Below are 23,404 nucleotides of genomic sequence, written 5' to 3'. Positions count from 1 at the left end.
CGCGGCAGGCGCCAGGCTTTCTCCCCCCCTTCGGCCGAGGCCGCCGCACCAACCACCGCTCCGAACCCCGCGCCAGTCGGTCATCTCCAGGCATGCCCTGCCGACAACAAGGAAGGACGCGGGTTTCCAGCCCCCCATGCTGAAACGCCGCGACTGGCGCGGCGTTCGGGGCCCCTCAGGCGCGAATCCTCACGCCGAACCTTCGACGTAGTAATCGACCCGCCCCCGCGGCGCCAGGTACTCCACCACCGCCAAAGGCAGGGTGGCCGGGCTGACCACCGACTCGACGGCCAGCTCCGCTTCCTTCAAATCCACCACCAGAGCCTCGTTGCGCGGGATTTCCGCGTCGTAGAGCATCACCGTGGGGGACAGTAGCCGGGCCGGGTCGGTCTCGATGACCAGGCCGGTGGCGCCGTTGGACAGGGCGACGAAGCTGCCCGGCGGGTAGATGCCCAGAGTCTTGACGAAGCGCTGCAGCAGATCCGGGTCGAAATGGGCCGTTTCCTTCTTGAACAATTGGGCCAGGGCTTCCGCCGGGGTCAGGGCGCGCTTGATGTCAAAGGGGTTGCACAGGTTGTCGTAGCGGTTGGCGATGGCCACCACCCGGGCCAGGCGCGGAATGCGCTCACCGGCCAGCTTGTTGGGAAAGCCGCTGCCGTCCCAGCGCTCGTGGTGGCAGGCGATCACGTTCTTGGCCGCCACCGACAGGTTGCGCGCCCCGGCCACAGCCTTGATGCCATAGCCGATGTGGGCGCGGTAAAACTCCTCTTCCGGCGGGGTACGCGAGGTGGCGCGCAGGATGCGCGGCGGAATCTCGCTCTTGCCGGCATCGTGCAACATGGCGCCCAGGCCGGCCTGGCGCATCTCCTCGGCGGTGAGGCCGGCGGTCTTGCCGAGCAGCAGGGTCAGCACCATGACGTTGAGGGAGTGGAAGGCCAGGCCGCTGTCCTTGCTCTTCTGGTTGATCAGGTGGATGGCCACGCTGGGCGCATCCATCAGGCCATCCACCACCCGGCCGACCAGGCCCAGGGCCTCGCTATGGGCCTCCGCCGGCTGGGCGGTAAAGGTGCGCAGGATTTCGCCGATGGAGGCGGCATCGGTCTCGTATTCCCGCTCGCGCCGGGCAAACACGTCGCGCTGGGAGCGCACCCGCTCGATGCGGTGGCGCTTTTCATCAAGCATGCCGGCCAAGGCGGCGCTGGCGAAGTCGAACTCCTCCTCGCCCACCTCGGCTGCCGCCGAGGCACTGGACGCAGGGAGCGGCTCGGCGGTGCTGCGCGCCGGGTCCCACAACACCTCGGTCAGTCCCAGCCCGTGCAGCACCTGGATCTGCTTGGTACTGGAGATACGGAACTCGTTGAGCAGAAACGGATGGTGGATCCAGCCCAGGTCGCCGAGGGAAATGAAGACACCGGGCTGAAGCCGGTCGATGGCAAGGCGGGACAGGGCAGGCATGGTGGTGTCGAAAACGCTAAGTCGGGAAGAACGGGATCGGCAACGCCCCTCCCCCGGTGCAGCCACGGCCAGCACATGGAAAGGGAATGGGGCGACAGGGACAAGGCTACCGCGAAATCCTGACCCAAATGCCCCCGGCACGACCGGCGGCAGGCTTCATGGGAAGTTCGACCGGTAAATGCCGAATTCCTCACGGGTGTTTTGCCGCGCTTTCATTACCATAGCGCAAGGCACGCCGCGCCTGGCCTGCTCTATCTTCCATGCCCAACACGCACCGCACTCCCCTTGCCTCTACCCCGGCCTCGTCGCGCATCACGCGGCGCATCTGGGGCTTTGCCCTGCTCCTGCTGGGCATGCTGTGGTTCGCCATCGGCTACAAGATCCACCTGGAAGAAAAGCAGGAAATCGACGACACCAACCGCAGCAACGTCAACCTAGTCCGCTCCCTGGAAGAACACACCCTGCGCACCCTGAAGAGCGTGGATCAGGCGGTGGTTTTCCTCAAGTACCAGTACGAGCACAACCAGGGCGATGTCGACATCTACGACTACATGGAGAAGGGACTGATCGTCTCCACCTTCTTCAACCAGATCGGGGTGATCGACGAGCACGGCCAGTACATCCTTTCCAACCTGGCCAATCACAAGACCATCGACCTCTCCGACCGGGAACACTTCCGGGTACACAAGGACGTCGATAGCAAAGCATTGTTCATCAGCAAGCCAGTGCTCGGCCGGGCCTCGGGCAAGTGGTCGATCCAGATGACCCGGCGCATCAACAAGCCCGACGGCAGCTTCGGCGGGGTGGTGGTGGTATCGGTGGACCCCTACTACTTCACCAACCTCTACAGCGACGTCGACCTGGGCAAGGGCGGGGTGATCACCCTGGCCGGTACCGACGGCATCATCCGGGCGCGCAAGAGCGGCGACAACATGACCGTGGGCCAGGACATCAGCGGTGCCCCCATGCTCACCATGCTCGCGCGGACCGACCAGGGGACATACACCGCCAGCAGCAAGGTCGATGGCATCGTCCGCCTGACCGCCTTCCGCCGCCTCCCCGACTACCCCATGGTGGTGGCCGTGGGCGTCAGCGAACGGGAAGCCCTGGCCGGCTACTATGCCCGCTGTCAGGCCTACGTGGTCTTTGCCGTGGTGATGAGCCTGCTCATCCTGGCCTTTGCCCTCTCGTCCTCGGGCCTGTTGCGCCGCCTGGAAGCCAGCCGGGCCGAGGCCGAGGCCGCCACCCGGCTCAAATCCGAGTTTCTCGCCTCCATGTCCCACGAACTGCGCACGCCCCTCAACGGCATCATCGGCTACGCCGAACTGCTCCGCGACTTGGCCCCGGATGCGGAGCAGCAGGTCTTCGCCGCCACCATCTACGACAGTGGCAACCACCTGCTCGGCCTAGTGAATTCGATTCTCGACCTGTCCAAGATCGAGGCCGGCAAGCTCGACCTGGAATTCGCCGATGAGGATTGCCGCGCCCTGGTCGAGCAGGTGCACCGCACCCACCTGCCCACGGCCCGGCAGAAGGGGCTGGGCTTCGAAGCCAAGGTAGACGACGCCGTCCCCGCCACCCTGCACTGCGACCAAACCCGCCTGATCCAGGTGCTCAACAACCTGGTGCACAACGCCCTCAAGTTCACCGACCAGGGCCAGGTCGTCCTCCAGGTGAGCAGGACACCCCAGGGCGTGCGCTTCTCGGTCAGCGATACCGGCCCCGGCATTGCCCTGGCCGATCAAGGGGCCATCTTCGAGAAATTCCGCCAGGGCGAGCACTTCATCACCCGCAAACACTCGGGCACCGGCCTCGGCCTGGCCCTTTCGCGCCAACTCGTCGAACTCATGGGAGGGCATCTGGATGTCCGCTCGGCCCCCGGCGAAGGCAGCGAGTTCTACTTCACCCTGAGCGCCACGGCGCCCCGCAAGGAAAAAGTCGCATGAAGGTACTGGTAGTCGACGATCAGGACGTCAATCGCATGCTGCCTTGCGTGATCCTACGCAAGCTCGGTGTGGCGGTGGAAGAAGCCGCCTCGGGCCAGGACGCCCTGCAAAAAGTCGCCGAACATCCGGAAATCAGCCACATCCTGCTCGACGTCAGCATGCCCGATATGAGCGGCACCGAGGTCTGCCAGACCCTGCGCAGCCAGCCCGGGGGCGAGCAGCTGCACATCGTGGCCTACACCGCCCACGCCTTCAGCAACGAAAAGGCCCGCATCATGGAAGCCGGATTCAGCGAACTGCTGATCAAGCCGATCAATCGGGAAGTGCTGATCCGCGCCCTGGGCATCGCCTGAACAGAAGGCGGGAGCGGGGCCGCCTCCCCGGGCCCCTGCCCGGCCGGCAGGAATGGGAGGCGCAAGCCCCTTCCTACACCGAGTGCATTCCCGCACCCATACCCTCGTTCCGAGATCCCTTTTTCTAGGCCTCGGTCCGGGCCAGGTAGCTCGCCAGGGCATCGCAAAAGCGCTGGTACTCGGCCGCCAGGGTTTCCACCGCTGCGGGCTCGACCTGCCCACTATGGGCCGCCGCCTCCAGGGCTCCTGCCTGGTGCACCAGATTTTCGGCGGCGAAGTTGGCAATACTGCCCTTGATGGTGTGGGCCACCCGGGCCAGGGCCTCCCAGTCCTGGGCGGCATGGGCTTCGGCCAGGGCCCGGGCGTCCCGTGGGGCGGTCTCGATGAAAACCTGGCCGATGATGCCGACGATGTCCGGGTCGGCCTGGGCCAACAGACGGGCGTAATCTTCCTTAGCGTCCTGAGCCTCCTGGGCCACCGGCGTGCCACCGCTCGTTTTCCGGGCCGGTCCCAGCGCCACGGCAGCGCTCTCCAGGACGCTACGCAGCGCTTCCTGGGCAAGGGGTTTGCCCAGATAGCCGTCCAGCCCGGCGGCCTCGCCGGCACCGCGATCCACGTCCTCCACTGCGGCAGAAAGGGCATACACCGGTACCCGCCGTCGCCCGGCGCGCCGGGCTTCGGCGCGAATCCGGGCAGTGGCTGTCAGGCCGTCCAGACGGGGCATCTGCATGTCCATCAGGATCAGATCCACCGTCTCGTCCCGCGCCTTTTCCACCGCCGCTTCCCCGTCCTCGGCCACTACCACCTGGTGCCCAAGACGGGCCAGCACACTGCTCATCAGGCGTTGGTTGACCGGGTGGTCTTCGGCCAGCAACACGCGTAACGGCCGCCCGGCCACGCCCTTCTCCCCGGGTTGGCCGCACCACTGGGCCAAAGCGTGGCGCAGCTCCCCGGGCAAGGCCGGTTTGGGAATGGCCCAGCGAACGCCCCAGTCACGCAGCCCCCCCCCGGTCGGCGCCGAAATGCGGGTGAGCAACAGCACCTGGGCAGGCATGACTCCGGTAGCGTCGAGCACGGCCTCCCAGGTCGTACCGGCAGGCAACGGCAGATCCACATCAATGGCGTAGAGATCGGCCGCATCTGTCGTCGCCAGAGCGGCGGCATTCTCGATCGGGCATGCCGCCATGCCCAGGGCAGCCAGTTGCCGGCACAGCGTGGCGGCCTGTTCCGGGTGACGGAGCGCCACCACGGCACGCCGCCCGGCCAGGGGCAAGGGCGGCTCGGATTGCGGGCTCAAGGGCTGAAGACGCACGGTGAACTGGAAGGTGCTGCCCTTGCCGACCGTGCTCTCGACCCAGATGTACCCCCCCATCAAGGCGGCCAGGCGGCTGCAGATGGTGAGGCCCAGGCCGGTACCCCCGTAATTGCGGGTGGTGGACGCGTCTTCCTGGGAAAAGGGTTCGAAGATGATCTGGCACTTTTCCGGCGCGATGCCGATGCCCGAGTCCCTCACGGTGAAGTGCAGGAGCAGTCCGTCGGCATCCTGGCGCTCCAGGTGCACGCCCACCGCCACCTCGCCCCGTGCGGTGAATTTGACGGCGTTGCTCAGCAGGTTGAGGAGAATCTGACGCAACCGCCCCGGATCGCCCAGCAGCCGGCCCGGGACATCGGCGTCGATGTCCGCCAGCAATTCGATGCCCTTTTGCTCGGCGCGCAGGGCCACGCCGCGCAGGGCGTCGCCGATCACCGGCTCCAGGTCGAAAGGCACCGATTCGACATCGAGCTTGCCGGCCTCGATCTTGGAGAAGTCCAGGATGTCGTTGATCACGACCAGCAGGGCATCCGCCGAGCGCTTGACGGCTTGCAGGTACTCTCGCTGCTCCTCGTCCAGCGCCGTGTCCAGCGCCAGTTCGGTCATGCCGAGGATGCCGTTCATCGGCGTGCGGATTTCGTGGCTCATATTGGCCAGGAAATCGCTCTTGGTCTGGTTGGCCGCCTCAGCCGCCTCCTTGGCCCGGAGGATCTCTTGTTCCCAGCGTTTGCGGTCGGAGATGTCGAGAATGGTACCGATCAGGCCGCTCGCCGTGCCGTCGGGCCGGGTCAGGGGCGCCTTGCTATAGAAGGCCACCCGCCGCTCGCCGCGCAAGGTCACCACTTCCAGTTCATAACTCTGCCGCTCCAGGTGCTGTATCAGTTCTTCGTCGCGAGTGGCGTGGAATGCGGCGATATCCGGGGGCAGCAGGTCGCGCACATGGCGGCCCAGCCACTCCTCCCGGCGCAGACAGAAGAAATCTTCGAAAGCCTTGTTGAAGCCCAGGTAGAACCCCTCCGTATCCTTGAAATAGAGAGGAACGGGAATGCTCTCGATGAGCTGACGGGTGAAATGCAGCTGGGCATCGAGCTTTTCCTCGGCCTCGATACGGGCGGTGATATCGGTGCGAATCGCCACGTACTGGTAGGGTCGTCCCTGGGCATCGACGAAGGGCACGATGGTGGCGTTCACCCAGTAGTTGTGGCCGCTCTTGCTGCGGTTGCAGATGTCCCCGGACCAGACCTGCCCCGCGGCAATGGTGCGCCACAGGTCGTCGAAGAATTCGGGGGGATGGTGGCCGGAATTCAGGATCCGGTGGTTTTGCTCCAGCAGTTCGTCCCGGCTGTAGCCGCTGATCTGGACGAACTTGTCGTTGACGTAGGTGATCCGGCCCGTCACGTCGGCAATGCTGACGATGGCGTGACGGTCCACCGCCGCCTGCTGCTGTTCCAGGGCCCGTAGCGCACCGTCCAACTGGGCCCGGGTGCTCTCCCGCTCCAGCACCAGGTCATCGAGCAACAGGGTGATGGCCTCCAGGCTATCGTCCTGGGGGCTGATGGCGGGCAGGCCGGCCTGGGCCAGCATGCGGTTGGCGATCTCGCGCAAGGATTCGACGGCCCCCCGGCGGACGGCCAGATCCTGGGAGAGTCGGGCGTTGGCTTCCTCCAGCTCCCGGGCATTCCGTTCCAGGCTGCTGGTTTGCAGCGCCAGGGTGCGATCCTGATGCTGGTAGGCCTCATCCACTGCGGCCAACAGCCCTTCCAGGCCGGCCAGGGCGGCAGCGGTTTCCGGGGCGACATCGGGGCGTGCGGCCAACTGGCGCAGGTCGGCCAGGACCCGCGCCCCCTGGGCGGGGTCTGCAACGCCGAGAAAGCGGCTCAGCTGCCGGGTAAGCAGGTGGTGCATGTTCAGTCCCGGTGTTCGTCCTGGAAGCGGCCATGGATGTCGAGCACCGCCTCCCAATCGGCCAGGAAGGCCTCGACGCAGCGGGGGTCGAAATGGCCGCCGGCGCTCTCGCGCAGGTAATCCCGGGCCCGATCCAGGCTCCAGGCCGGCTTGTAGGGGCGCGACGAGGTCAGGGCGTCGAACACGTCGGCCACGGCGACGATGCGTCCATGGAGGGGTATCGCCTCCCCCGCCAAACCGTTGGGGTAGCCGCTGCCGTCGAACTTCTCGTGATGGGTCAGGGCGATCTCTGCCGCCTTCTGAAGGATCGGCGAGGTGCTGCGCGCCAGAATGTCGCAGCCCTTTTGGGCATGCTGGCGCATCACCGCGAACTCTTCCTCGGTGAGCCGGCCGGGTTTGAGCAGAATGAAATCCGGCGTGCCGACCTTGCCCACGTCGTGCATGGGCGCCGCTTCCAGAATGAGATCCTGCTCCGCTTCGGATAACCCCAGATTGCGGGCGATCAGGCGCGAGTAATGGGCCATGCGCAGGATGTGGGCGCCGGTTTCCGGATCCCGGTACTCGGCCGCCTGGGACAGGCAGAGGATGGTTTCCTTTTCCCGGGCCACCAGGGCGGCGGTGGCCTTGGCCACCTCGTCGGCCAACCAGGCCGCCTGATCGGCCATGGCCCGCTGGCCCTGGCGCAGAGCACACATGTTGCGCACCCGGGCGATGAACTCCCGCTTGTCCACCGGCTTGGTGAGAAAGTCCGTGGCGCCTTCGTCCAGGGCCTGGTAGCGCACGTCTTTCTGTTCGTTGGCCGTCACCATCAGCACCGGCTGATCGGCGCAACCCGGCAGGCGGCGCAGTTGGCGGATGAAATCGAGCCCATCCGGGGCCGGCATCATGTAATCGACCACGACCACGTCCGGGCTCCCCTGGCGGCACCACGCCAGCGCCTCGGCGGAAGACAGGAAGGTCAGGGGCACGGCCCCGTCGATACGGCCGACCAGGGCCCGGAACAGGGTAAGGTTGATTTCCGAATCGTCGATGATCAGGACATTGAGCGGCACATCAGTGCTCCGGTGGGGCAGTGCCGCCATTATCCGGCGGTAGCCTCCGGATGCCTGTGCGGAAATTCCTCCCCGCCCCGATCCCGTTACCTCGTGGTGTACGGCGGGTGTGCGGCGTGTTTACGCGCCCTGCCCCCGTATCGGAATCGATCCGACGGCGGTAGCACGTCGAACCAGGCGGCCAGCCCCCGTTCGCCCCGGGAGCTGCGGGTGGTGGTACGGACCGTGGCCGTCAATCCGATGGGTACCAAGGTGCGTGCGCCCAAGACCACCGTCGAGGCTGCCCCCGCGAAGGCTGGCTTCTGGCCTGGCTTTCCAGGGGGGCCTCGCCAAACCCCAGTATCCACGGGCATCTCCAGGCATACCGCCCGGAGATCGTTTATTGGCGCGGGGTTTGGCCTGGCTGTGTATCGGTGCCGCTACAAATCGCACAACCGCTGGTTACACGGGGACCCGAGCATGGCACGGCCCGTCGTGCGTCTTGCAGACGGGTCATCCAACGTGCAAGGAGCCAGCCATGATCAGTGGAGTCAGTAGCGGAGGGTATTCCTCCATGACCCTCTCCAGCATGGGCGGAAGCCGGGGAGGCCCGGACCTGTCCAAGCTGCAGGAAAAGCTGTTCGCCAAAGCCGACGCCAATGGCGACGGCAGCATCGACAAAAGCGAACTGTCGTCCCTGCTGAAGAGCAACGCGTCCTCGGACGGGTCGGGCAGTAGCAGCAGCGATATCGATACTTTGTTCTCGGCGCTCGATAGCGACGGCAGCGGCAGCGTTTCCAAGGACGAGACCTCGGCCGCCATCAGCAAGGTGCTCGAACAATTGCAAAGCCAGCTGAGCAGCGCCATGGGCGGCGGCCGCCCCCATGGTCCCGGTGGCCCGGGTGGCCCCGGCGGCGATCCGGCGAAGATGTTCTCCGATGCCGACAGCGATGGCGACGGCTCGATCAGCAAGAGCGAGCTGACCAGCCTGCTGCAGAGTAAATCCAGCGACCAGGGCCGCGATGTGTCCTCCAAGGTCGATCAAATCCTCAAGCAGGACGACAGCGACGGCGATGGGGCGATCAGCCAGTCCGAATTCACCAGCGCCATGGACAAGCGCCGCAGCGATATGGAAAGCCGCATGGCCCAGAGCGGCCCGCCGCCGGCCCCGCCCAGCGGCCAGAGGGGCGACCAGGTGTCGGCCGCCAGCGGTGCCGATTCGTCGTCCTCATCGGACACGTCCGACACTTCGTCGAGCAACGGCAACGAACTGTCGTCCTTCATCAACGCCCTGCTGCAGCAGTATCGCAACGCCAGCAGCACCGCCAGCAACAGCCTGGTGAGCACCCTGAGCGTGGTCGCCTGACGCCACAGGGCGCCATGACCGCCCCCCTGTGCCGGGCCTTGCATCCTGGCACGTTGCCGGCCTCCCTCGGGAGGCTGGTTTTTTTGCGGTAACACAACGTTACGCACCGCGCGTTGACAATTAGTTCTAACTCGAACAATATTAGTTCGAGTTAGAACTAATTACGGACCCAACGTCATGCCTCGCGAACCCCACTTGTCCACCTTGGCAGCCCTGGTGCGCTGCTACCAGGCCTTCGAGGCCTTCTCCGGCGGTCACGTGCGCTCCCTGGGACTGACGCCGCCCCAGTTCGACATCATCGCCACCCTGGGCAACACCCCGGGCATGACGTTTCGCGAACTGGGCGAGCGGACCCTGATCACCAAGGGCACCCTCACCGGCGTGGTGGATCGGCTCGAGGAAAAGGGTCTGGTGCGCCGCGTCGGCCTGGAGTCGGATCGTCGCTGTACCCGGGTGGAACTGACCCCGGAGGGCGATGCCCTGTTTCAGCGGGTCTTCCCGGCTCACATGGACTTCTGCCGGCCCGCCTTCGATTGCCTCACGCCGGAAGCCCGGGCCAGCCTGGAAGCCGGGCTGGACACCCTGCGCCGCTCCTTCCTCGCCCACCAGCCTTCCGGACAACCGACCTCTTCCGATCTTGCCGAGTAAGCCATGACCTATACCCGCACCGCCATCCTGCTGCACTGGCTCGTCGCCCTGCTGATCTTCGCCGCCTTCCCCCTGGGGATGTACATGGCCGACCTGCCCTTCTCGCCGAACAAGCTGCAGCTTTTCTCGTACCACAAATGGATCGGCATCACCGTGCTGCTGCTGGTGGCCATCCGCCTGGCCTGGCGCGCCACCCACGCGGCGCCGCCGGCGCCCGCCGGACCGCGCTGGCAGCAGGTGGCCGCCACCGCCGTTCACCACCTGCTCTACGTGCTGATGCTGGTCGTGCCCCTGTCCGGTTGGCTGATGAGCTCGGCCAAGGGCTTCCAGACCGTCTGGTTCGGCGTGCTGCCCCTGCCCGACCTGGTGGCCAAGGACAAGGCCCTGGGCGACCTGCTGCGCGAGGTGCACGAACTGCTCAACTACACCCTGCTGGCCCTGGTCGCCGCCCACGTCGGCGCCGCCCTCAAGCATCACTTCATCGACAAGGACGGGCTGCTCGACCGCATGCGTTTCAAGCGTGCGTGACCGCCAGACCCGCCGACTGACGTCCTTTCCCCTCCCTGCCCCCCGTTACGGAGAACACCCATGACCGCAACCTCCCGCCGCACTCCCGGCACCCGCCTGATCCTGGCCTTGGGCAGCAGCCTGCTCGCCCTGGGCAGCCTGTCCGCCGCCCACGCCGCCGAATTCACCCAGGTAAGCGCCGACAAGAGCCAGATCACCTTCGTCAGCAAGCAAATGAACGTGCCGGTGGACGGCCGCTTCAAGCGCGTCGATGCCCAGGTCAAGTTCGACCCGGCCAAGCCCGAAACCGCCCAGGCCAAAATCGAGGTGGATCTGGCCAGCATTGACACCGGCAATGCCGAGGCCGACGGCGAGGTGAAGGGCAAACCCTGGTTCAACACCGCCGCCTTCCCCAAGGCCGTGTTCACCGCCGCCAGCGTGAAGAAGCTGGCCGATGGCCGTTTCGAGGCCCACGGCCCGCTGTCGATCAAGGGCATCAGCCGTGACGTGGTGGCCGTGTTCACCGTCCGCCCCGAAGGCAATGGCGCCTGGTTCGACGGTGGTTTCACCCTGAAGCGCCTGCCCTACAAGATCGGCGAAGGTTCCTGGTCCGATCCCTCGGTGGTCGCCGACGACGTGCAGGTCAAGTTCAAGTTCTACGCCCTGCCCGGCGCCAAGAAGTAAGCCTTACCCCACCCCCCTCCCCACTCCCCCAACCCAACGGAGAACCCTAACGATGAAATCCTCCCTGATCGCCCTGGCCCTTGGTGCCACCCTGAGCGCTTCCGCTTTTGCCGCCCCCGAGTCCTACGTGCTCGATAGCAGCCACAGCTTCTCCCGCTTCGCCTACAGCCACTTCGGCTACTCCACCCAGCTGTCGCGCTTCGACAAGACCAGCGGCACCGTGGTGTTCGACAAGGAAGCCCGTACCGGCGCGGTGGATGTGACCATCGACATGAAATCGGTGAACACCGGTTTCCCCGTCTTTAACGAGCACATCCAGGGCGCCGATTTCCTCGACACCGCCAAGTACCCCACCGCCACCTTCAAGTCCACCAAGGTGGTGTTCGAAGGCGACAAGCCGAGCAAGGTCGAAGGCAACCTGACCATCAAAGGCATCACCAAGCCGGTGACCCTGACCGTGACCTCCTTCCAGGCCATGCCGCACCCGATGCTGAAGAAGGACGCCATCGGCGCCAACGCCACCACCGTGATCAAGCGCACCGAGTTCAACGCCGGCAAGTACGCGCCGCACGTGGGCGACGACGTGACCATCACCATCGCCCTCGAAGCGATCAAGCAGTAACGGAGGCCTCGCCCCGGGCCGTTTTCGGCCGACAAAAAACCCCGCCACCTAGGCGGGGTTTTTTGTCGGCCGCTCCGCTGGCGATACGAACCCCATCCGCAGAGTCCAAGCCAGAGCCAAGTCTCAACCTCGCACGGGGCCCGACAGCGGAAACACCTCGCGGGTCTCCAGCAAGCCACAGGGGTGCTGGGCCGGATAGACGGCAAAGTGCAAGCCCGTAACGGCCAGGCGCAGGGGTGCATCCTCGGCAAACGCCGCCAGGCGCCGGGTCACCGCCGGCTTGTCGAAAGCATCGCGGTACAGGCCGACGGTGAGATGTGGCGTGTAAACCTCGTGAGGACAGACCTCCCCCTGTCCGTGGGCCAGGGCGGCACGGATCGGGGCCAGGCAATGGTCGGGATCGCGCACCTCGAGGAACACCGCCGAATCGAAACTCGCCAGGCCACCGATCTCCAGTTCGAACGGCGCCACCGCAGCCGCCTCCAGGGCCCGCCGCTGCCGGGCCAGCATGGCCGGGGTGAAATCGTCGTCGCTCATCGGCCGGTCGGCGCAAAACCCGCAGACGAACAGGGTGACGTGGGGCTGGCGCTGGTGCGCCGTCAACACCCCGTCCAGGTGATCGCGGGCTCGGGCTACCCGGGCACGCAGCGGTGCGATATCGGCATCGACCATCCAGACGCCGTAGGTGGTACGGCCCCGATGCCACTCCGGGTAATCCCGGGGCTCGAACGGTAAGGTGCGGGGAGAGGCCGAGAAAAACCGGCCCGCCCTGGCCTGCCGCGTCAGGGTCACATCCAACGGCTCATGGACGATGGCTGGCCGGGAATCGTATGGCGTATCCATCCGCATCCGGCTAGAGCGAATCCACCACCCCGCCATCCACCCGCAGGGAAGCGCCGGTGGTGGCGGAAGCCTGGGGCGAACAGACATAGACCACCATGTTGGCGACCTCGTCGGTGGTGGCCGCCCGACCGATGATGGAGCTGGGCCGGTGTTGCTTGATGAAATCCCGGGCGGTTTCCTCGATGCTCTTGCCCTGCTCGCGGGCCGTATCCTGAAGCATGGCCTTGACTCCATCGGACAGGGTTGGACCGGGCAGCACCGCGTTCACCGTCACGCCGCTGCCGGCCATCCGCTTGGCCAGCCCCCGGGACACGGCCAGTTGCGCCGTCTTGCTGAAGCCATAGTGAATCATGTCCGCCGGAATATTGAAGGCCGACTCGGACGAAATGAACACCACCCGCCCCCAGTCCCGGGCTGCCATGCCGGGCAGGTAGGCCCGGGCCAGACGCACGCCGGACATGACGTTGGTGTCGAAATAGCGCTGCCACTCGGCGTCGTCGGTGGCAAAGAAATCCTGAGGGCCATAAATCCCGGCGTTATTGACCAGGATATCCGTCTGGGACAGCGCGGCCACCAGGGCGGCGCACCCCGCCGCCGTCGCCACGTCGGCGGCCACGCCACGCACCGCCGCCCCGGGGATGCGCGCGACGATCCCGGCCACGGCCTGATCCACCGTTTCCTGATGACGGCCATTGATGACCACGGCGGCCCCGGCCCGCGCCAGGCCCTCGGCGATGGCCAGGCCGATGCCGGCCGTGGATGCGGTAACCAGGGCGGTTTTGCCCGACAAATCGATGTGCATGGTGCAATCCTCCAAAGCGTCATCACCGTTATAGCCGCAGCCCACCGCGAGTGCCGCCTTGCCGGAACCGGCAGGACACGGGGGCGCGACCCACGGCTTAAGACGCCATTGTCGGCCGTATCGCCGACGGTGATAACCCGGCAGGGGGCTGAATTACCTTTCCTGAAACGTTGCCAATTCCCCGACCGGGTTCGCCCAGCTTACGAGCCCCCGGCCTGCAAACCCAACGCCAAGCCGACCCCGGGCGGCCGACCGGTCGTCTTTTGTCCCGATACCAGCGGCCCGTGCCTCGGGTAAACTCCCGGTCTTGCCCATGGGGCCCCCTTGCCCCACCAGCCTCTTCACTGGACCCGCCGCGTGCCGATCAATTACCTCCGCAGCCTCACGGGACGTCAGCGTACCGACGACGCCAACCGGCACCTGGGGCGTTCCCTGGCCTTCGTCGCCGGCGCGGCCAACGCCGGGGGCTTCCTCGCGGTGGGGCAATATACCTCCCATATGTCGGGCATCGTTTCCTCGGTGGCCGACGATCTGGCCATCGGTGAAATCGCCCTGGCCATCTCCGCCCTGGGCGCCTTTCTCGCCTTCCTGATCGGTGCGGCGACCTCGGCCGTATTGATCAATTGGGGGCGGCGCCACAACGCCAATAGCGAATACGCCCTGCCGCTGCTGCTGGAAGCCCTGCTGCTGCTCGGGTTTGGCCTGCTCGGCGCCAATCTGGAGCAGCACCGCCTGCTCTTCGTGCCCACCACCGTGGCCCTGCTCTGCTACGTGATGGGCTTGCAGAACGCCATCATCACCAAGATCTCCAAGGCCGAGATCCGTACCACCCACGTCACCGGCCTGGTTACCGACATTGGCATCGAACTGGGCAAGCTGTTCTACTGGAACCGTATCGACCGGGCGGAGGCCCCCCCGCCGGTGCTGGCCAATCGGCGTCGCTTGAAGCTTCTCGGTTCCCTACTCGGAATGTTTTTCATCGGCGGCCTGCTCGGCGCCCTGGGGTTCAAGCACATCGGTTTCGTTTCCACTGTTCCCCTGGCCGCCCTGCTCCTGCTCTTGGCCGCCGTACCGATGTTCGACGATTTCAAGGCACGCTAAGCTTGCCGCCCCGCCTTTCCCGACTCTCCTGATTCTTCCTTTTGCCCTGATGGCAGCAACGTTTTGAAATTGAATAAAAAAGACGAGAAATCCGCCGTGGCGACGGCGCCCGCCCACACGCCGATGATGCAGCAGTATTTGGGTCTGAAGGCACAGCACCCGGGCACCCTGCTGTTCTACCGCATGGGTGACTTCTACGAACTGTTCTTCGAGGATGCCGAAAAAGCCGCCCGGCTGCTCGACATCACCCTCACCACCCGGGGCCAGTCGGCGGGGATGCCGATCAAGATGGCCGGGGTGCCGCACCACGCCGTCGAGCAATACCTGGCCAAGCTGGTCAAGCTGGGCGAATCGGCGGTGATCTGCGAACAGGTCGGCGACCCGGCCACCAGCAAGGGGCCGGTGGAGCGCGCCGTGTCGCGCATCGTCACCCCGGGCACCATCACCGACGCGGCGCTGCTCGACGAAAAGCGCGACCTGCTGCTGCTCGCCTGGCTGCCCGGCACCACGGCCAAGGGTGCCCACGGCCTGGCCTGGCTCAACCTGGCCAGCGGCGAACTGCGTGTCTCCGACGTGGCACCGGAGCGCATCGCCACCGTGCTGGAGCGCATCCGCCCGGCCGAAGTGCTGGTGCCGGACAGCGCCCAGCTCGGCACCCTGGCCCTGGCGGTGGACGTGCCCCTGACCCGCCGTCCCGACTGGCATTTCGACCTGGACGCGGCCAAGCGCCTGCTCACCGCCCACTTCGCCACCCAGGACCTGAGCGGCTTCGGCGCCGAGGGGGTGAAACCCGCCCTGGCCGCCGCCGGCGCCCTGCTGCAATACGCCCAGGCCACCCAGGCCCGGGCCCTGCCCCATGTGCGCGGCCTCATCGTGGAGCGGGAATCGGCCTACCTGGGCCTGGACCCGGCCACCCGGCGCAACCTGGAACTGACCGAGACCCTGCGCGGCGAACCCTCCCCCACCCTGTTCTCCCTGCTCGACACCTGCGTCAGCGCCATGGGCTCGCGCCGGCTGCGCCACGCCCTGCACCACCCGCTGCGCGACCGGACCCTGCCGGTGGCCCGCCACCAGGCCATCGCCGAGCTGCTCGACGAGAACCTGCGCCTGGCCCACCAGGTGCGTGAGCGCCTGAAGGGCATCGCCGACGTGGAGCGCATCACCGGCCGGGTGGCCCTGCGCAACGCCCGGCCCCGGGATCTCTCCAGCCTGCGCGACACCCTGCACCGGCTGCCGGAATTGCAAGCCGTGCTCGGCGCCACCGGCCCGGCCGCCCCTCACTTGGGGGAACTGCTCGCCGGCCTGGACGCCCCGCAAGGCGTGGCCGAACTGCTCGCCCGGGCGATCCTGCCCGAGCCGGCGGCCCTGATCCGCGACGGCGGGGTGATCGCCCCAGGCTTCGACCCGGAACTGGACGAGCTGAAGGCGATCCACGACAACTGCGGCGCCTTCCTCATCGAACTGGAGGCCCGGGAACGGGAGCGCACCGGCATCCCCAGCCTCAAGGTCGAATACAACCGGGTGCACGGCTTCTACATCGAGGTCACCCACGCGCATACCGCCAAGATTCCCGACGACTACCGGCGCCGCCAGACTCTGAAGAACGCCGAACGCTACATCACCCCGGAGCTGAAGGCCTTCGAGGACAAGGCCCTGTCCGCCCAGGACCGGGCCCTGGCTCGGGAAAAATGGCTCTACGAGCAGGTGCTCGACGCGCTGCAACCGGCGGTGCCTGGCCTGCAAGCCCTGGCCCGTTCCCTGGCCGAGCTGGACCTGCTGGCGGCCCTGGCCGACACCGCCGCCAACCGCAACTGGTGCGCCCCGGAATTTGCCGACACCCCGGGGCTGCTGATCGATTCCGGCCGCCACCCCGTGGTGGAAGGCGAGCTTTCGGCCAAGGGCGAGGCCTTCATCGCCAACGACGTGGACCTGTCGCCGGAACGCCGCCTGCTGCTGGTCACCGGCCCGAACATGGGCGGTAAGTCCACCTACATGCGCCAGACGGCCCTGATCGCCCTGCTCGCCCACGTCGGCAGCTTTGTGCCGGCCAAGCGCGCCGTGCTCGGGCCACTGGATGCCATCTTCACCCGCATCGGCGCCGCCGACGACCTGGCCTCGGGCCGCTCCACCTTCATGGTGGAGATGACCGAGGCCGCCGCCATCCTGCACCAGGCCGGCGAGCATAGCCTGGTGCTGATGGACGAGGTGGGACGCGGCACCTCCACCTTCGACGGCATGGCCATCGCCATCGCCATCCTGCGCCACCTGGTGGAAAAGAACCGCAGCCTGACCCTGTTCGCCACCCACTACTTCGAGCTGACCCGGCTCTCCCACGAATACCCGGTGCTGGCCAACGTGCACGTCTCGGCGGTGGAGCACGGCGAGAAGATCGTCTTCCTCCACGCCGTGGAGGACGGTCCGGCCAGCCAGAGCTACGGCGTCCACGTCGCCGCCCTGGCCGGCATGCCCACGGCGGTGCTCAAGTCGGCCCGACGCGAGCTGCGGGAGCTGGAAGCCCGCACCACCCTGGACCCACTCCAGCCGGACCTGTTCGCCGCCCCCGCCCCGAACTCCGCGCCAGACGCGGAGTTTGACGATGCCCCCTGGAAAGCCAATAGGGACGCGGGGTTTCAGGCAACGCCCGAAGACCTGCAGGCCAAGGCCGTGGCCGCCCATCTGGCTGGCATCGACCCGGACGCCCTCACGCCCCGGGAAGCCCTGGCCGCCCTGTACGAACTGAAGGCCCTGGCACAATGAACCACTTCCTCCGCCGCCAGCAGGCCGCCCGGACAGCGAAGCGCCCCCTGTTGCCCCTCCGGCTTGCCGCCGTCTTGGCCGCCCTGCTGGCCACCGCGCCCCTGCCCGCCACCGCTCAGGAGCGCTACACCTTCGCCCTGATCGGCGACGTGCCTTATTCGGGCTACGAACGGGCCGAGTTGCCCAAGATGCTCGCCGCCATTGCCGAGGAAAACGTCGCCTTCGTGGTCCACGACGGCGACATCAAGGGCGGCCGGGAGCCCTGCTCCGACGCCCTGCTACGCGAGCGCCACACCATGCTCGACGCCTCGCCGGTGCCGCTCTTCTACACGCCAGGGGACAACGAATGGACCGATTGCGACCGGGCCACGGCCGGCCACTTCCAGCCGGAAGAACGGCTGGCCGCCCTGCGCCGCCTGTTCTTCGCCCATGGCCGCTCCCTGGGCCGCACCACCCTGCCTCTGGAACAGCCCACCGGTCCCTGGTCCGAGTACCAGGAAAACGCCCGCTGGACCCTGGGCCCGGTGCGTTTCATCACCCTCAACGTCACCGGCAGCAACAACAACTACGGCCCGGGCCCCAAGCCTAGCGCCGAGTTCATGCGCCGCGGCGCCGCCAACCGGGCCTGGCTGGGCGAATCCTTCGCCCTCGCCCGCCAGGAAGGGGCTAAGGGGGTAGTGGTGATCATCCAGGCCAATCCGGGCTGGAAGCACTACGAAGGTGGCCTGACCCACCAGGGCTATCGGGACTTCCTCGATCAACTCAAGGCCGAAACCCTCGCTTTCGATGGCCCAGTAGTGCTGGTACACGGTGACACCCACTGGAACCGCATCGACCATCCGCTGCGCGACCCCATCACTCGGGAACCGCTGCAACGCTTCACCCGGGTGGAAACCTTCGGCTACCCGATCATGGGCTGGGTGAAGGGCATCATCGACCCGGCCAGCCCGACCCTGTTCCGCTTCGAAACCCGCGCCTGGCCGCCCCGCTAACGCCGCGGCCACCCTGTGGAAAACCCGCATAGGCCGATCGGCCTGCGGGTTGTAGGGTTCGCAATAAAATTACGCATAAATATAGTTCTCTCAGGGGAATACATGTACCGCGCCATCCTCCGCCTGCGTCAGCCGCGGGCCGCTACGCTTTCCCATCCGCTCCGTTCCGCCGGCCAGATCCTGCTTGCTGCTCTGTTCGGTCTGCTGGCCGGCGGCGCAGCCCACGCCGCTCCCGCGGCAAGCTCCGGTGGTGGCGGCGAACTGGTCATTGCCCAATCCGCCCCCTTTTCCGGCCCCCTTGCCCCCACCGGTAGCGGACTGCGCGCCGGAGCCCAAATCTATTTCGATACGGTCAACGCCGCCGGCGGGGTGCACGGCGCCAAGCTGCGCCTGGTTTCTCGGGACGATGGTTACAAGGCGCCGGAAACGGTGCGGGTGGTCCGCGAATTGGCCAAGGAAGTCCAACCCATCGCCTTCTTCGGCGTGGTCGGCACCGGCAACGGGGAAGCCCTGCTCAAGGAGAAGGTGCTGGCCGAGGTCGGTATTCCGCTGGTAACGGTGCGCTCCGGCGGCCAGGCCCTGGTCAAGCCGGCCAATCCCTGGCTGTTCGTCACCCGGGCGACCTACGCCGACGAGGTGAAGAAGGTGGTGGAGCAGTTCGTGCCCATCGGCTTCCAGCGTATCGCTGTGTTCTACCAGGACGACCCATTCGGCCACGACGGCCTGGCCGCAGCCGAAACCTACCTGAAGGCGGCAGGCGCCAGCCTGGTGGCCAAGGGCAGCTACGAGAAGAACACCACCAAGGTGGACGCCGCGGTGAAAACCATCGCCGCCGCCGATCCTCAGGCGGTGATCCTGGTGTCCAACACCGCCGCCTCCGCCGAGTTCATGAAGCAATTGCGTGCGGCCGGCAACATGGCCCAGCTGGTAGCCCTGTCTGTCACCGACGGACCCCAGGTGGCCAAGCTGATCGGCAATGCCACCGCCCGGGGACTGTCGGTGGTCCAGGTGGTGCCCGACCCCCTGGCCCGCACCACCCCCCTATCGCGGGAACTGGCCGATGCCTTCAAGCGCTTTCCGCCCAAGGACATCGAACTGAACCATACCGTGGCCGAGGGCTACGTCGGCGCCAAGGTGCTGGTCGAGGCCCTCAAGCGCGCCGGCCCGAACCCGACACCGAAGAAAGTGCGCGACGCTCTGGAGACCCTCAAGGACTTCGATGTTGGGGGCCTGATTCTGGGCTTCAGCGGCACCAACCACGCCGGCTCCCGCTACGTGGACATCACCATCCTCAACCAGGACGGCCGCCTGCTCCGCTGAGCACCTCGCCAACCCCCATGAGAAAGGCCGCCCCACGAGGCGGCCTTTCTCATGGGCGCTCACCGACTCCCTCCTACAGCTTGCCCGCAAAGCAAAACGCCACCGGCGAACGCGGTGGCGTGATCAGGCAGACACCACCCGGAGCATGCCCCGGGCGATGCAAGGGCCTTAGTGGCTGCTGCCGACGGTCAGGCTCATGCCGTCTTCGTCGTCGTCCTCTTCATGGACGTGGCCATGGGCGATTTCTTCTTCGCTGGCCGGCCGCACTTCCATGACCGTGCCGGTGAACACCAGGGCGGTACCAGCCAGGGGATGGTTGCCGTCGAGCACCACCTTGTCGCCGGCGATGTCGGTGACGCGGTAGAGAATGAAATCGTCGTCGTCGGCGTCCTCAGCCCCGCCCTCGAACTGCATGCCCACCGCCAGTTCCTTGGGAAAGCGGTTGCGCGGTTCGACCTGGACCAATTCCGGATCGTAGTCGCCGAACGCCTCGTCCGGCTGCAGCTTGACCTTGATGGTTTCGCCGACGTTCTTGCCCTGGAGGATTTCCTCGATCTTGTCGAAGATGTCGCCATAGCCGCCGTGCAGGTAAACCATGGGCTTTTCGCCAGGATCGACCACATTGCCGTCCGGGTCGGTCACGCTGTAGTCCAGGGTGACGACGGTGTTCTTGAGAATGGTCTGGGTCATGCAAGGCTCCGGATGGCTGGCCGCGGCGGCGGTACGGCGGTCAGCCGCACACCGTCGCCACGGTGAAAGAAAAGGGAGAACAGCCGAATTCTAGCGGAGCCCCCCCGCTCCCGCCACCGCGGGCATCCCTTACTAATCGTCACATCGCGACCACAGACGGGCAACGCCGCCGCAGCCTAGAATGGTTATTCATTTGTCACGGGAGTTGCCATGAATCCTGCCAGCAAAAAGATTGAGATTGCCACCAAGCGCGGCGGCACATCCCAGCCCGCCGTTCGCCCGCGCCGCACTGCGCTGCTGCCCCTCCTCCTCGCCGGCAGCGCCCTGCTGGGTGCCAATGCGGCCGCATGGGCCGACACCACGGTAGAACTGTCAGCGGAAGCGACCCGCACCGCTCCCAACGACCTGGCTCGAGCCACGGTGTTTACCGAGGCCAGCGGCGCGACTCCGGGCGAGCCGGGCAAGCAGGTCAACAGCAAGCTGGGCGAGGCCCTTCGCCTGGCCAAGGCCGCCAACGGCGTGCAGGTGCAAAGCAGTGGCACTCAGACCTACCCGACCTATGGCAAGAACGGCAAGGTCGAAGGCTGGCGGGTGCGTTCCGAACTCCAGCTGGAATCGGCCGATCCGACGGTGCTGTCCGAACTGCTCGGCAAGCTTCAGGCCGCCGATCTGGGTCTCGGCTCCCTCAGTTTCGCCCCCTCGCCGGCAACCCGAGCCAAGGCCGAGGATGCCGCGACGGAAGAAGCCATCGCCGCCTTCAAGGAGCGCGCCAAGCGCATCTCCGCGACCCTGGGCCAGCCTTACAAGATCAAGCAATTGTCGGTGAGCAGCCATAGCCGCGCACCGGGGCCGATGTACCGCATGGCCGCGCCGATGATGGCCGATGCCGCGGCGGCACCGATGCCGGTCGAGGCAGGGCAGAGCCAGGTGACGGTGACGGTGTCGGGACAGATCGAACTCGACAAGTAAGCACGACGACCTCAGCCCAAGAGCCAAGAAAAAAGCCGGACTATCGTCCGGCTTTTTTTGCGCTGGGCTTGGCCTGGGCCTGGGGTGGCGCCTCGGCAGGCGGTGCAGGCGCCGCGGCGGTCTCGCCACGCTCCGGAACCTGCACGAACACCTCGTCGTTGCGGATCATCCCCAACTCGAAGCGGGCCCGTTCCTCAATGGCGTCAAATCCCTGCTTGAGGTCGCGGACTTCCGCATCCAGGCCGGCATTGCGCGCCTCAAGCTGGGCATTGGCCTCGCGCTGCTGTTCGAGTTGCCGGTCCACGTCCCAGACGCGCAGCCAACCGCCCTTGCCCAGCCACAGGGGGTACTGGAGCAGGGCGAGGACAAAGAGAAGAGCGACGGAAAGCCAGCGCATGGAATGAGGTCGGGGTATCGGCGCTCAAAAAAGAGCGCGAGGACCGTTCAATCCTCGCGCTCTTTCTCTCATGCCGGCAACCGCTTACTTGAGGTTGTAGAACGTCTCGCGGCCCGGGTAGGTCGCGGTGTCGCCCAGATCTTCCTCGATGCGCAGCAGTTGGTTGTACTTGGCCATGCGGTCGGAGCGGGACAGGGAGCCGGTCTTGATCTGGCCGGCGTTGAGGCCCACGGCGATGTCGGCGATGGTGCTGTCCTCGGTTTCGCCGGAGCGGTGCGAGATGACGGCGGTGTAGCCGGCGCGCTTGGCCATTTCGATGGCAGCGAAGGTCTCAGTCAGGGTACCGATCTGATTGATCTTGATCAGGATCGAGTTGGCGATGCCCTTCTGAATGCCTTCCTTGAGGATCTTGGTGTTGGTGACGAACAGGTCGTCGCCGACGATCTGAACCTTGCCACCCAGTTTTTCGGTGAGCAGCTTCCAGCCGTCCCAGTCACCTTCGGCCATGCCGTCTTCGATGGAGACGATGGGGAATTGGTCGGCCAGGTTGGCCAGGTAGTCCACGAACTGGGCGGAGGTCAGTTGCAGGCCTTCACCGGCCAGGTGGTACTTGCCGTCCTTGTAGAACTCGGAAGCAGCGCAATCCAAGGCGATCAGCACGTCCTGGCCCGGGGTATAGCCGGCGTTCTCGATGGCCTGCATGCACAACTGGATGGCTTCGGCGTGGCTGCCCAGGTTGGGGGCGAAACCGCCCTCGTCGCCCACGGCGGTGGAGAAGCCCTTCTTATCGAGCAGCTTCTTCAAGGCGTGAAAGACTTCGGCGCCGCAGCGCAGGGCTTCACGGAAGGACCCCATGCCCACGGGCATGATCATGAATTCCTGAATGTCCAGGCTGTTGTTGGCGTGAGCGCCACCGTTGATGATGTTCATCATCGGCACCGGCATCTGCATCGGGCCCATGCCGCCGAAGTAGCGGTACAGGGGCAGGCCGGATTCCTCGGCAGCGGCGCGGGCCACAGCCATGGACACGGCCAGCATGGCGTTGGCGCCCAGGCGGGACTTGTTCTCGGTGCCGTCCAGGTCGATCAGGGTCTTGTCGATGAAGGCCTGCTCCTGGGCGTCCAGACCGATGATGGCTTCGGAGATCTCGGTGTTGACGTTCTCCACGGCGCGCAGCACGCCCTTGCCCAGGTAACGGGCGGCGTCGCCATCACGCAGTTCAATGGCTTCGCGGGAACCGGTAGAGGCGCCGGACGGCACCGCAGCGCGGCCCATCACGCCGGATTCAAGCAGCACATCGGCTTCAACGGTGGGGTTGCCGCGGGAATCGAGAATCTCGCGGGCGACGACATCAACAACAGCGCTCATTGCACTCCCTTTCTCAAGATAAAAACGTGGCGATGGAAGCCGGCATCAGATGCCCGCCACCACCAGCATGTTCATGTCGGCGGCGGTGGCTCTCGCCTCCCGCGCCGCCCGGTATTCGGGGGAATCGTAAAACCGTTTGGCCTGTTCCACGGAGGGGAACTCCACCACCACCAGGCGCTGGGGTGGCGTCCAATGCCCTTCGAGCACATCCACGGCACCGCCACGCACCAGGTAACGCCCACCGTACTGGGCGATGGCCACCTGGGCCAGGCGCTTGTAGGTCTCGTAGGCGTCCGGATCGGTGACCTTGGCTTCGGCCATCAGGTAGGCGGCCAT

At 66.2% G+C, this 23,404-nt stretch carries 19 protein-coding genes and 2 pseudogenes; 12 read left to right on the top strand and 9 right to left on the bottom strand.

Annotation, left to right across the window (positions count from 1 at the left end; all coding sequences use genetic code 11):
- Positions 1–189 precede the first annotated feature (189 nt).
- On the bottom strand, positions 190–1,455 hold the full coding sequence (locus tag OTERR_RS06950; RefSeq protein ID WP_246154381.1) for an HD-GYP domain-containing protein: 1,266 nt from the start codon (positions 1,453–1,455) through the stop codon (positions 190–192).
- A 260-nt stretch (positions 1,456–1,715) separates the two neighbouring features.
- Here OTERR_RS06950 and OTERR_RS06945 point away from each other — a divergent pair, with 260 nt between their 5' ends.
- Positions 1,716–3,401, top strand: coding sequence for a sensor histidine kinase (locus OTERR_RS06945; RefSeq protein WP_149425265.1), 1,686 nt, complete (start codon positions 1,716–1,718; stop codon positions 3,399–3,401).
- Positions 3,398–3,754, top strand: a complete 357-nt coding sequence (locus tag OTERR_RS06940; protein ID WP_149425264.1) for a response regulator — start codon at positions 3,398–3,400, stop codon at positions 3,752–3,754. The genes OTERR_RS06945 and OTERR_RS06940 overlap by 4 nt, the downstream gene beginning before the upstream one ends.
- 124 nt (positions 3,755–3,878) lie before the next feature.
- Here the strand turns inward: OTERR_RS06940 and OTERR_RS06935 are convergent, their stop codons facing one another.
- Both OTERR_RS06935 and OTERR_RS06930 read right to left on the bottom strand, forming a co-directional pair.
- Positions 3,879–6,971, bottom strand: a complete 3,093-nt coding sequence (locus OTERR_RS06935; RefSeq protein ID WP_149425263.1) for a hybrid sensor histidine kinase/response regulator — start codon at positions 6,969–6,971, stop codon at positions 3,879–3,881.
- 2 nt (positions 6,972–6,973) lie between these two features.
- Positions 6,974–8,053, bottom strand: coding sequence for a response regulator (locus OTERR_RS06930; RefSeq protein WP_054620591.1), 1,080 nt, complete (start codon positions 8,051–8,053; stop codon positions 6,974–6,976).
- A gap of 523 nt (positions 8,054–8,576) precedes the next feature.
- On the opposite strand from OTERR_RS06930, the gene OTERR_RS06925 reads away from it, so the two are divergent.
- The 5 genes from OTERR_RS06925 to OTERR_RS06905 all read left to right on the top strand — a co-directional run bounded on the left by OTERR_RS06925 (position 8,577) and on the right by OTERR_RS06905 (position 11,829).
- Complete coding sequence (locus OTERR_RS06925) at positions 8,577–9,368, top strand: EF-hand domain-containing protein (protein WP_054620590.1); 792 nt, start codon at positions 8,577–8,579, stop codon at positions 9,366–9,368.
- A 177-nt stretch (positions 9,369–9,545) separates the two neighbouring features.
- On the top strand, positions 9,546–10,016 hold the full coding sequence (locus OTERR_RS06920) for a MarR family winged helix-turn-helix transcriptional regulator (protein ID WP_054620589.1): 471 nt from the start codon (positions 9,546–9,548) through the stop codon (positions 10,014–10,016).
- Between the two features lie 3 nt (positions 10,017–10,019).
- Positions 10,020–10,544, top strand: a complete 525-nt coding sequence (locus OTERR_RS06915; protein ID WP_054620588.1) for a cytochrome b — start codon at positions 10,020–10,022, stop codon at positions 10,542–10,544.
- Positions 10,545–10,604: 60 nt separating this feature from the next.
- The gene (locus tag OTERR_RS06910; protein ID WP_054620587.1) at positions 10,605–11,207 is read left to right on the top strand and encodes a YceI family protein; all 603 of its coding nucleotides are present in this window, start codon (positions 10,605–10,607) and stop codon (positions 11,205–11,207) included.
- A gap of 52 nt (positions 11,208–11,259) precedes the next feature.
- A complete protein-coding gene (locus tag OTERR_RS06905; RefSeq protein WP_054620586.1) occupies positions 11,260–11,829 on the top strand; it encodes a YceI family protein in 570 nt (189 codons plus the stop codon).
- A 123-nt stretch (positions 11,830–11,952) separates the two neighbouring features.
- Here OTERR_RS06905 and OTERR_RS06900 read toward each other — a convergent pair whose 3' ends face one another.
- Positions 11,953–12,672 carry a 2'-5' RNA ligase family protein gene (locus OTERR_RS06900; protein WP_187775323.1) on the bottom strand — a complete coding sequence of 240 codons (720 nt, stop codon included), beginning with the start codon at positions 12,670–12,672 and terminating at the stop codon, positions 11,953–11,955.
- Between the two features lie 10 nt (positions 12,673–12,682).
- Positions 12,683–13,474, bottom strand: a complete 792-nt coding sequence (locus OTERR_RS06895) for an SDR family NAD(P)-dependent oxidoreductase (protein ID WP_149425260.1) — start codon at positions 13,472–13,474, stop codon at positions 12,683–12,685.
- Between the two features lie 357 nt (positions 13,475–13,831).
- Here OTERR_RS06895 and OTERR_RS06890 point away from each other — a divergent pair.
- The 4 genes and pseudogenes from OTERR_RS06890 to OTERR_RS06875 all read left to right on the top strand — a co-directional run.
- Positions 13,832–14,572: pseudogene (locus OTERR_RS06890) on the top strand (YoaK family protein); the annotation flags it as partial.
- Between the two features lie 129 nt (positions 14,573–14,701).
- Positions 14,702–17,332, top strand: coding sequence for a DNA mismatch repair protein MutS (gene mutS / locus OTERR_RS06885; protein ID WP_425466033.1), 2,631 nt, complete (start codon positions 14,702–14,704; stop codon positions 17,330–17,332).
- On the top strand, positions 17,329–18,324 hold the full coding sequence (locus OTERR_RS06880; protein ID WP_149425258.1) for a metallophosphoesterase family protein: 996 nt from the start codon (positions 17,329–17,331) through the stop codon (positions 18,322–18,324). Before mutS ends, OTERR_RS06880 begins: the two co-directional genes overlap by 4 nt.
- 102 nt (positions 18,325–18,426) lie before the next feature.
- Positions 18,427–19,644, top strand: coding sequence for an ABC transporter substrate-binding protein (locus tag OTERR_RS06875; RefSeq protein WP_149425257.1), 1,218 nt, complete (start codon positions 18,427–18,429; stop codon positions 19,642–19,644).
- A gap of 168 nt (positions 19,645–19,812) precedes the next feature.
- On the opposite strand, the gene OTERR_RS06870 is transcribed toward OTERR_RS06875, so the two are convergent.
- Positions 19,813–20,334 carry an FKBP-type peptidyl-prolyl cis-trans isomerase gene (locus OTERR_RS06870; protein ID WP_054620579.1) on the bottom strand — a complete coding sequence of 174 codons (522 nt, stop codon included), beginning with the start codon at positions 20,332–20,334 and terminating at the stop codon, positions 19,813–19,815.
- Between the two features lie 210 nt (positions 20,335–20,544).
- On the opposite strand from OTERR_RS06870, the gene OTERR_RS06865 reads away from it, so the two are divergent.
- Positions 20,545–21,303, top strand: a complete 759-nt coding sequence (locus tag OTERR_RS06865; RefSeq protein WP_149425256.1) for an SIMPL domain-containing protein — start codon at positions 20,545–20,547, stop codon at positions 21,301–21,303.
- 127 nt (positions 21,304–21,430) lie between these two features.
- Here the strand turns inward: OTERR_RS06865 and ftsB are convergent.
- The 3 genes and pseudogenes from ftsB to OTERR_RS06850 form a co-directional block, all read right to left on the bottom strand.
- Positions 21,431–21,700 (bottom strand): annotated as a pseudogene (ftsB, locus tag OTERR_RS06860) (cell division protein FtsB); the annotation flags it as partial.
- 84 nt (positions 21,701–21,784) lie between these two features.
- The gene (gene eno / locus OTERR_RS06855; RefSeq protein WP_054620577.1) at positions 21,785–23,068 is read right to left on the bottom strand and encodes a phosphopyruvate hydratase; all 1,284 of its coding nucleotides are present in this window, start codon (positions 23,066–23,068) and stop codon (positions 21,785–21,787) included.
- A gap of 45 nt (positions 23,069–23,113) precedes the next feature.
- Positions 23,114–23,404, bottom strand: coding sequence for a DUF1330 domain-containing protein (locus OTERR_RS06850; protein ID WP_054620576.1), 291 nt, complete (start codon positions 23,402–23,404; stop codon positions 23,114–23,116).

This window comes from Oryzomicrobium terrae (genome assembly GCF_008274805.1).
Classification (GTDB): Bacteria; Pseudomonadota; Gammaproteobacteria; order Burkholderiales; family Rhodocyclaceae; genus Oryzomicrobium; species Oryzomicrobium terrae.
Note: the sequence above shows the minus strand (reverse complement) of the source record. Positions and strands in the feature narration are given on the sequence as shown.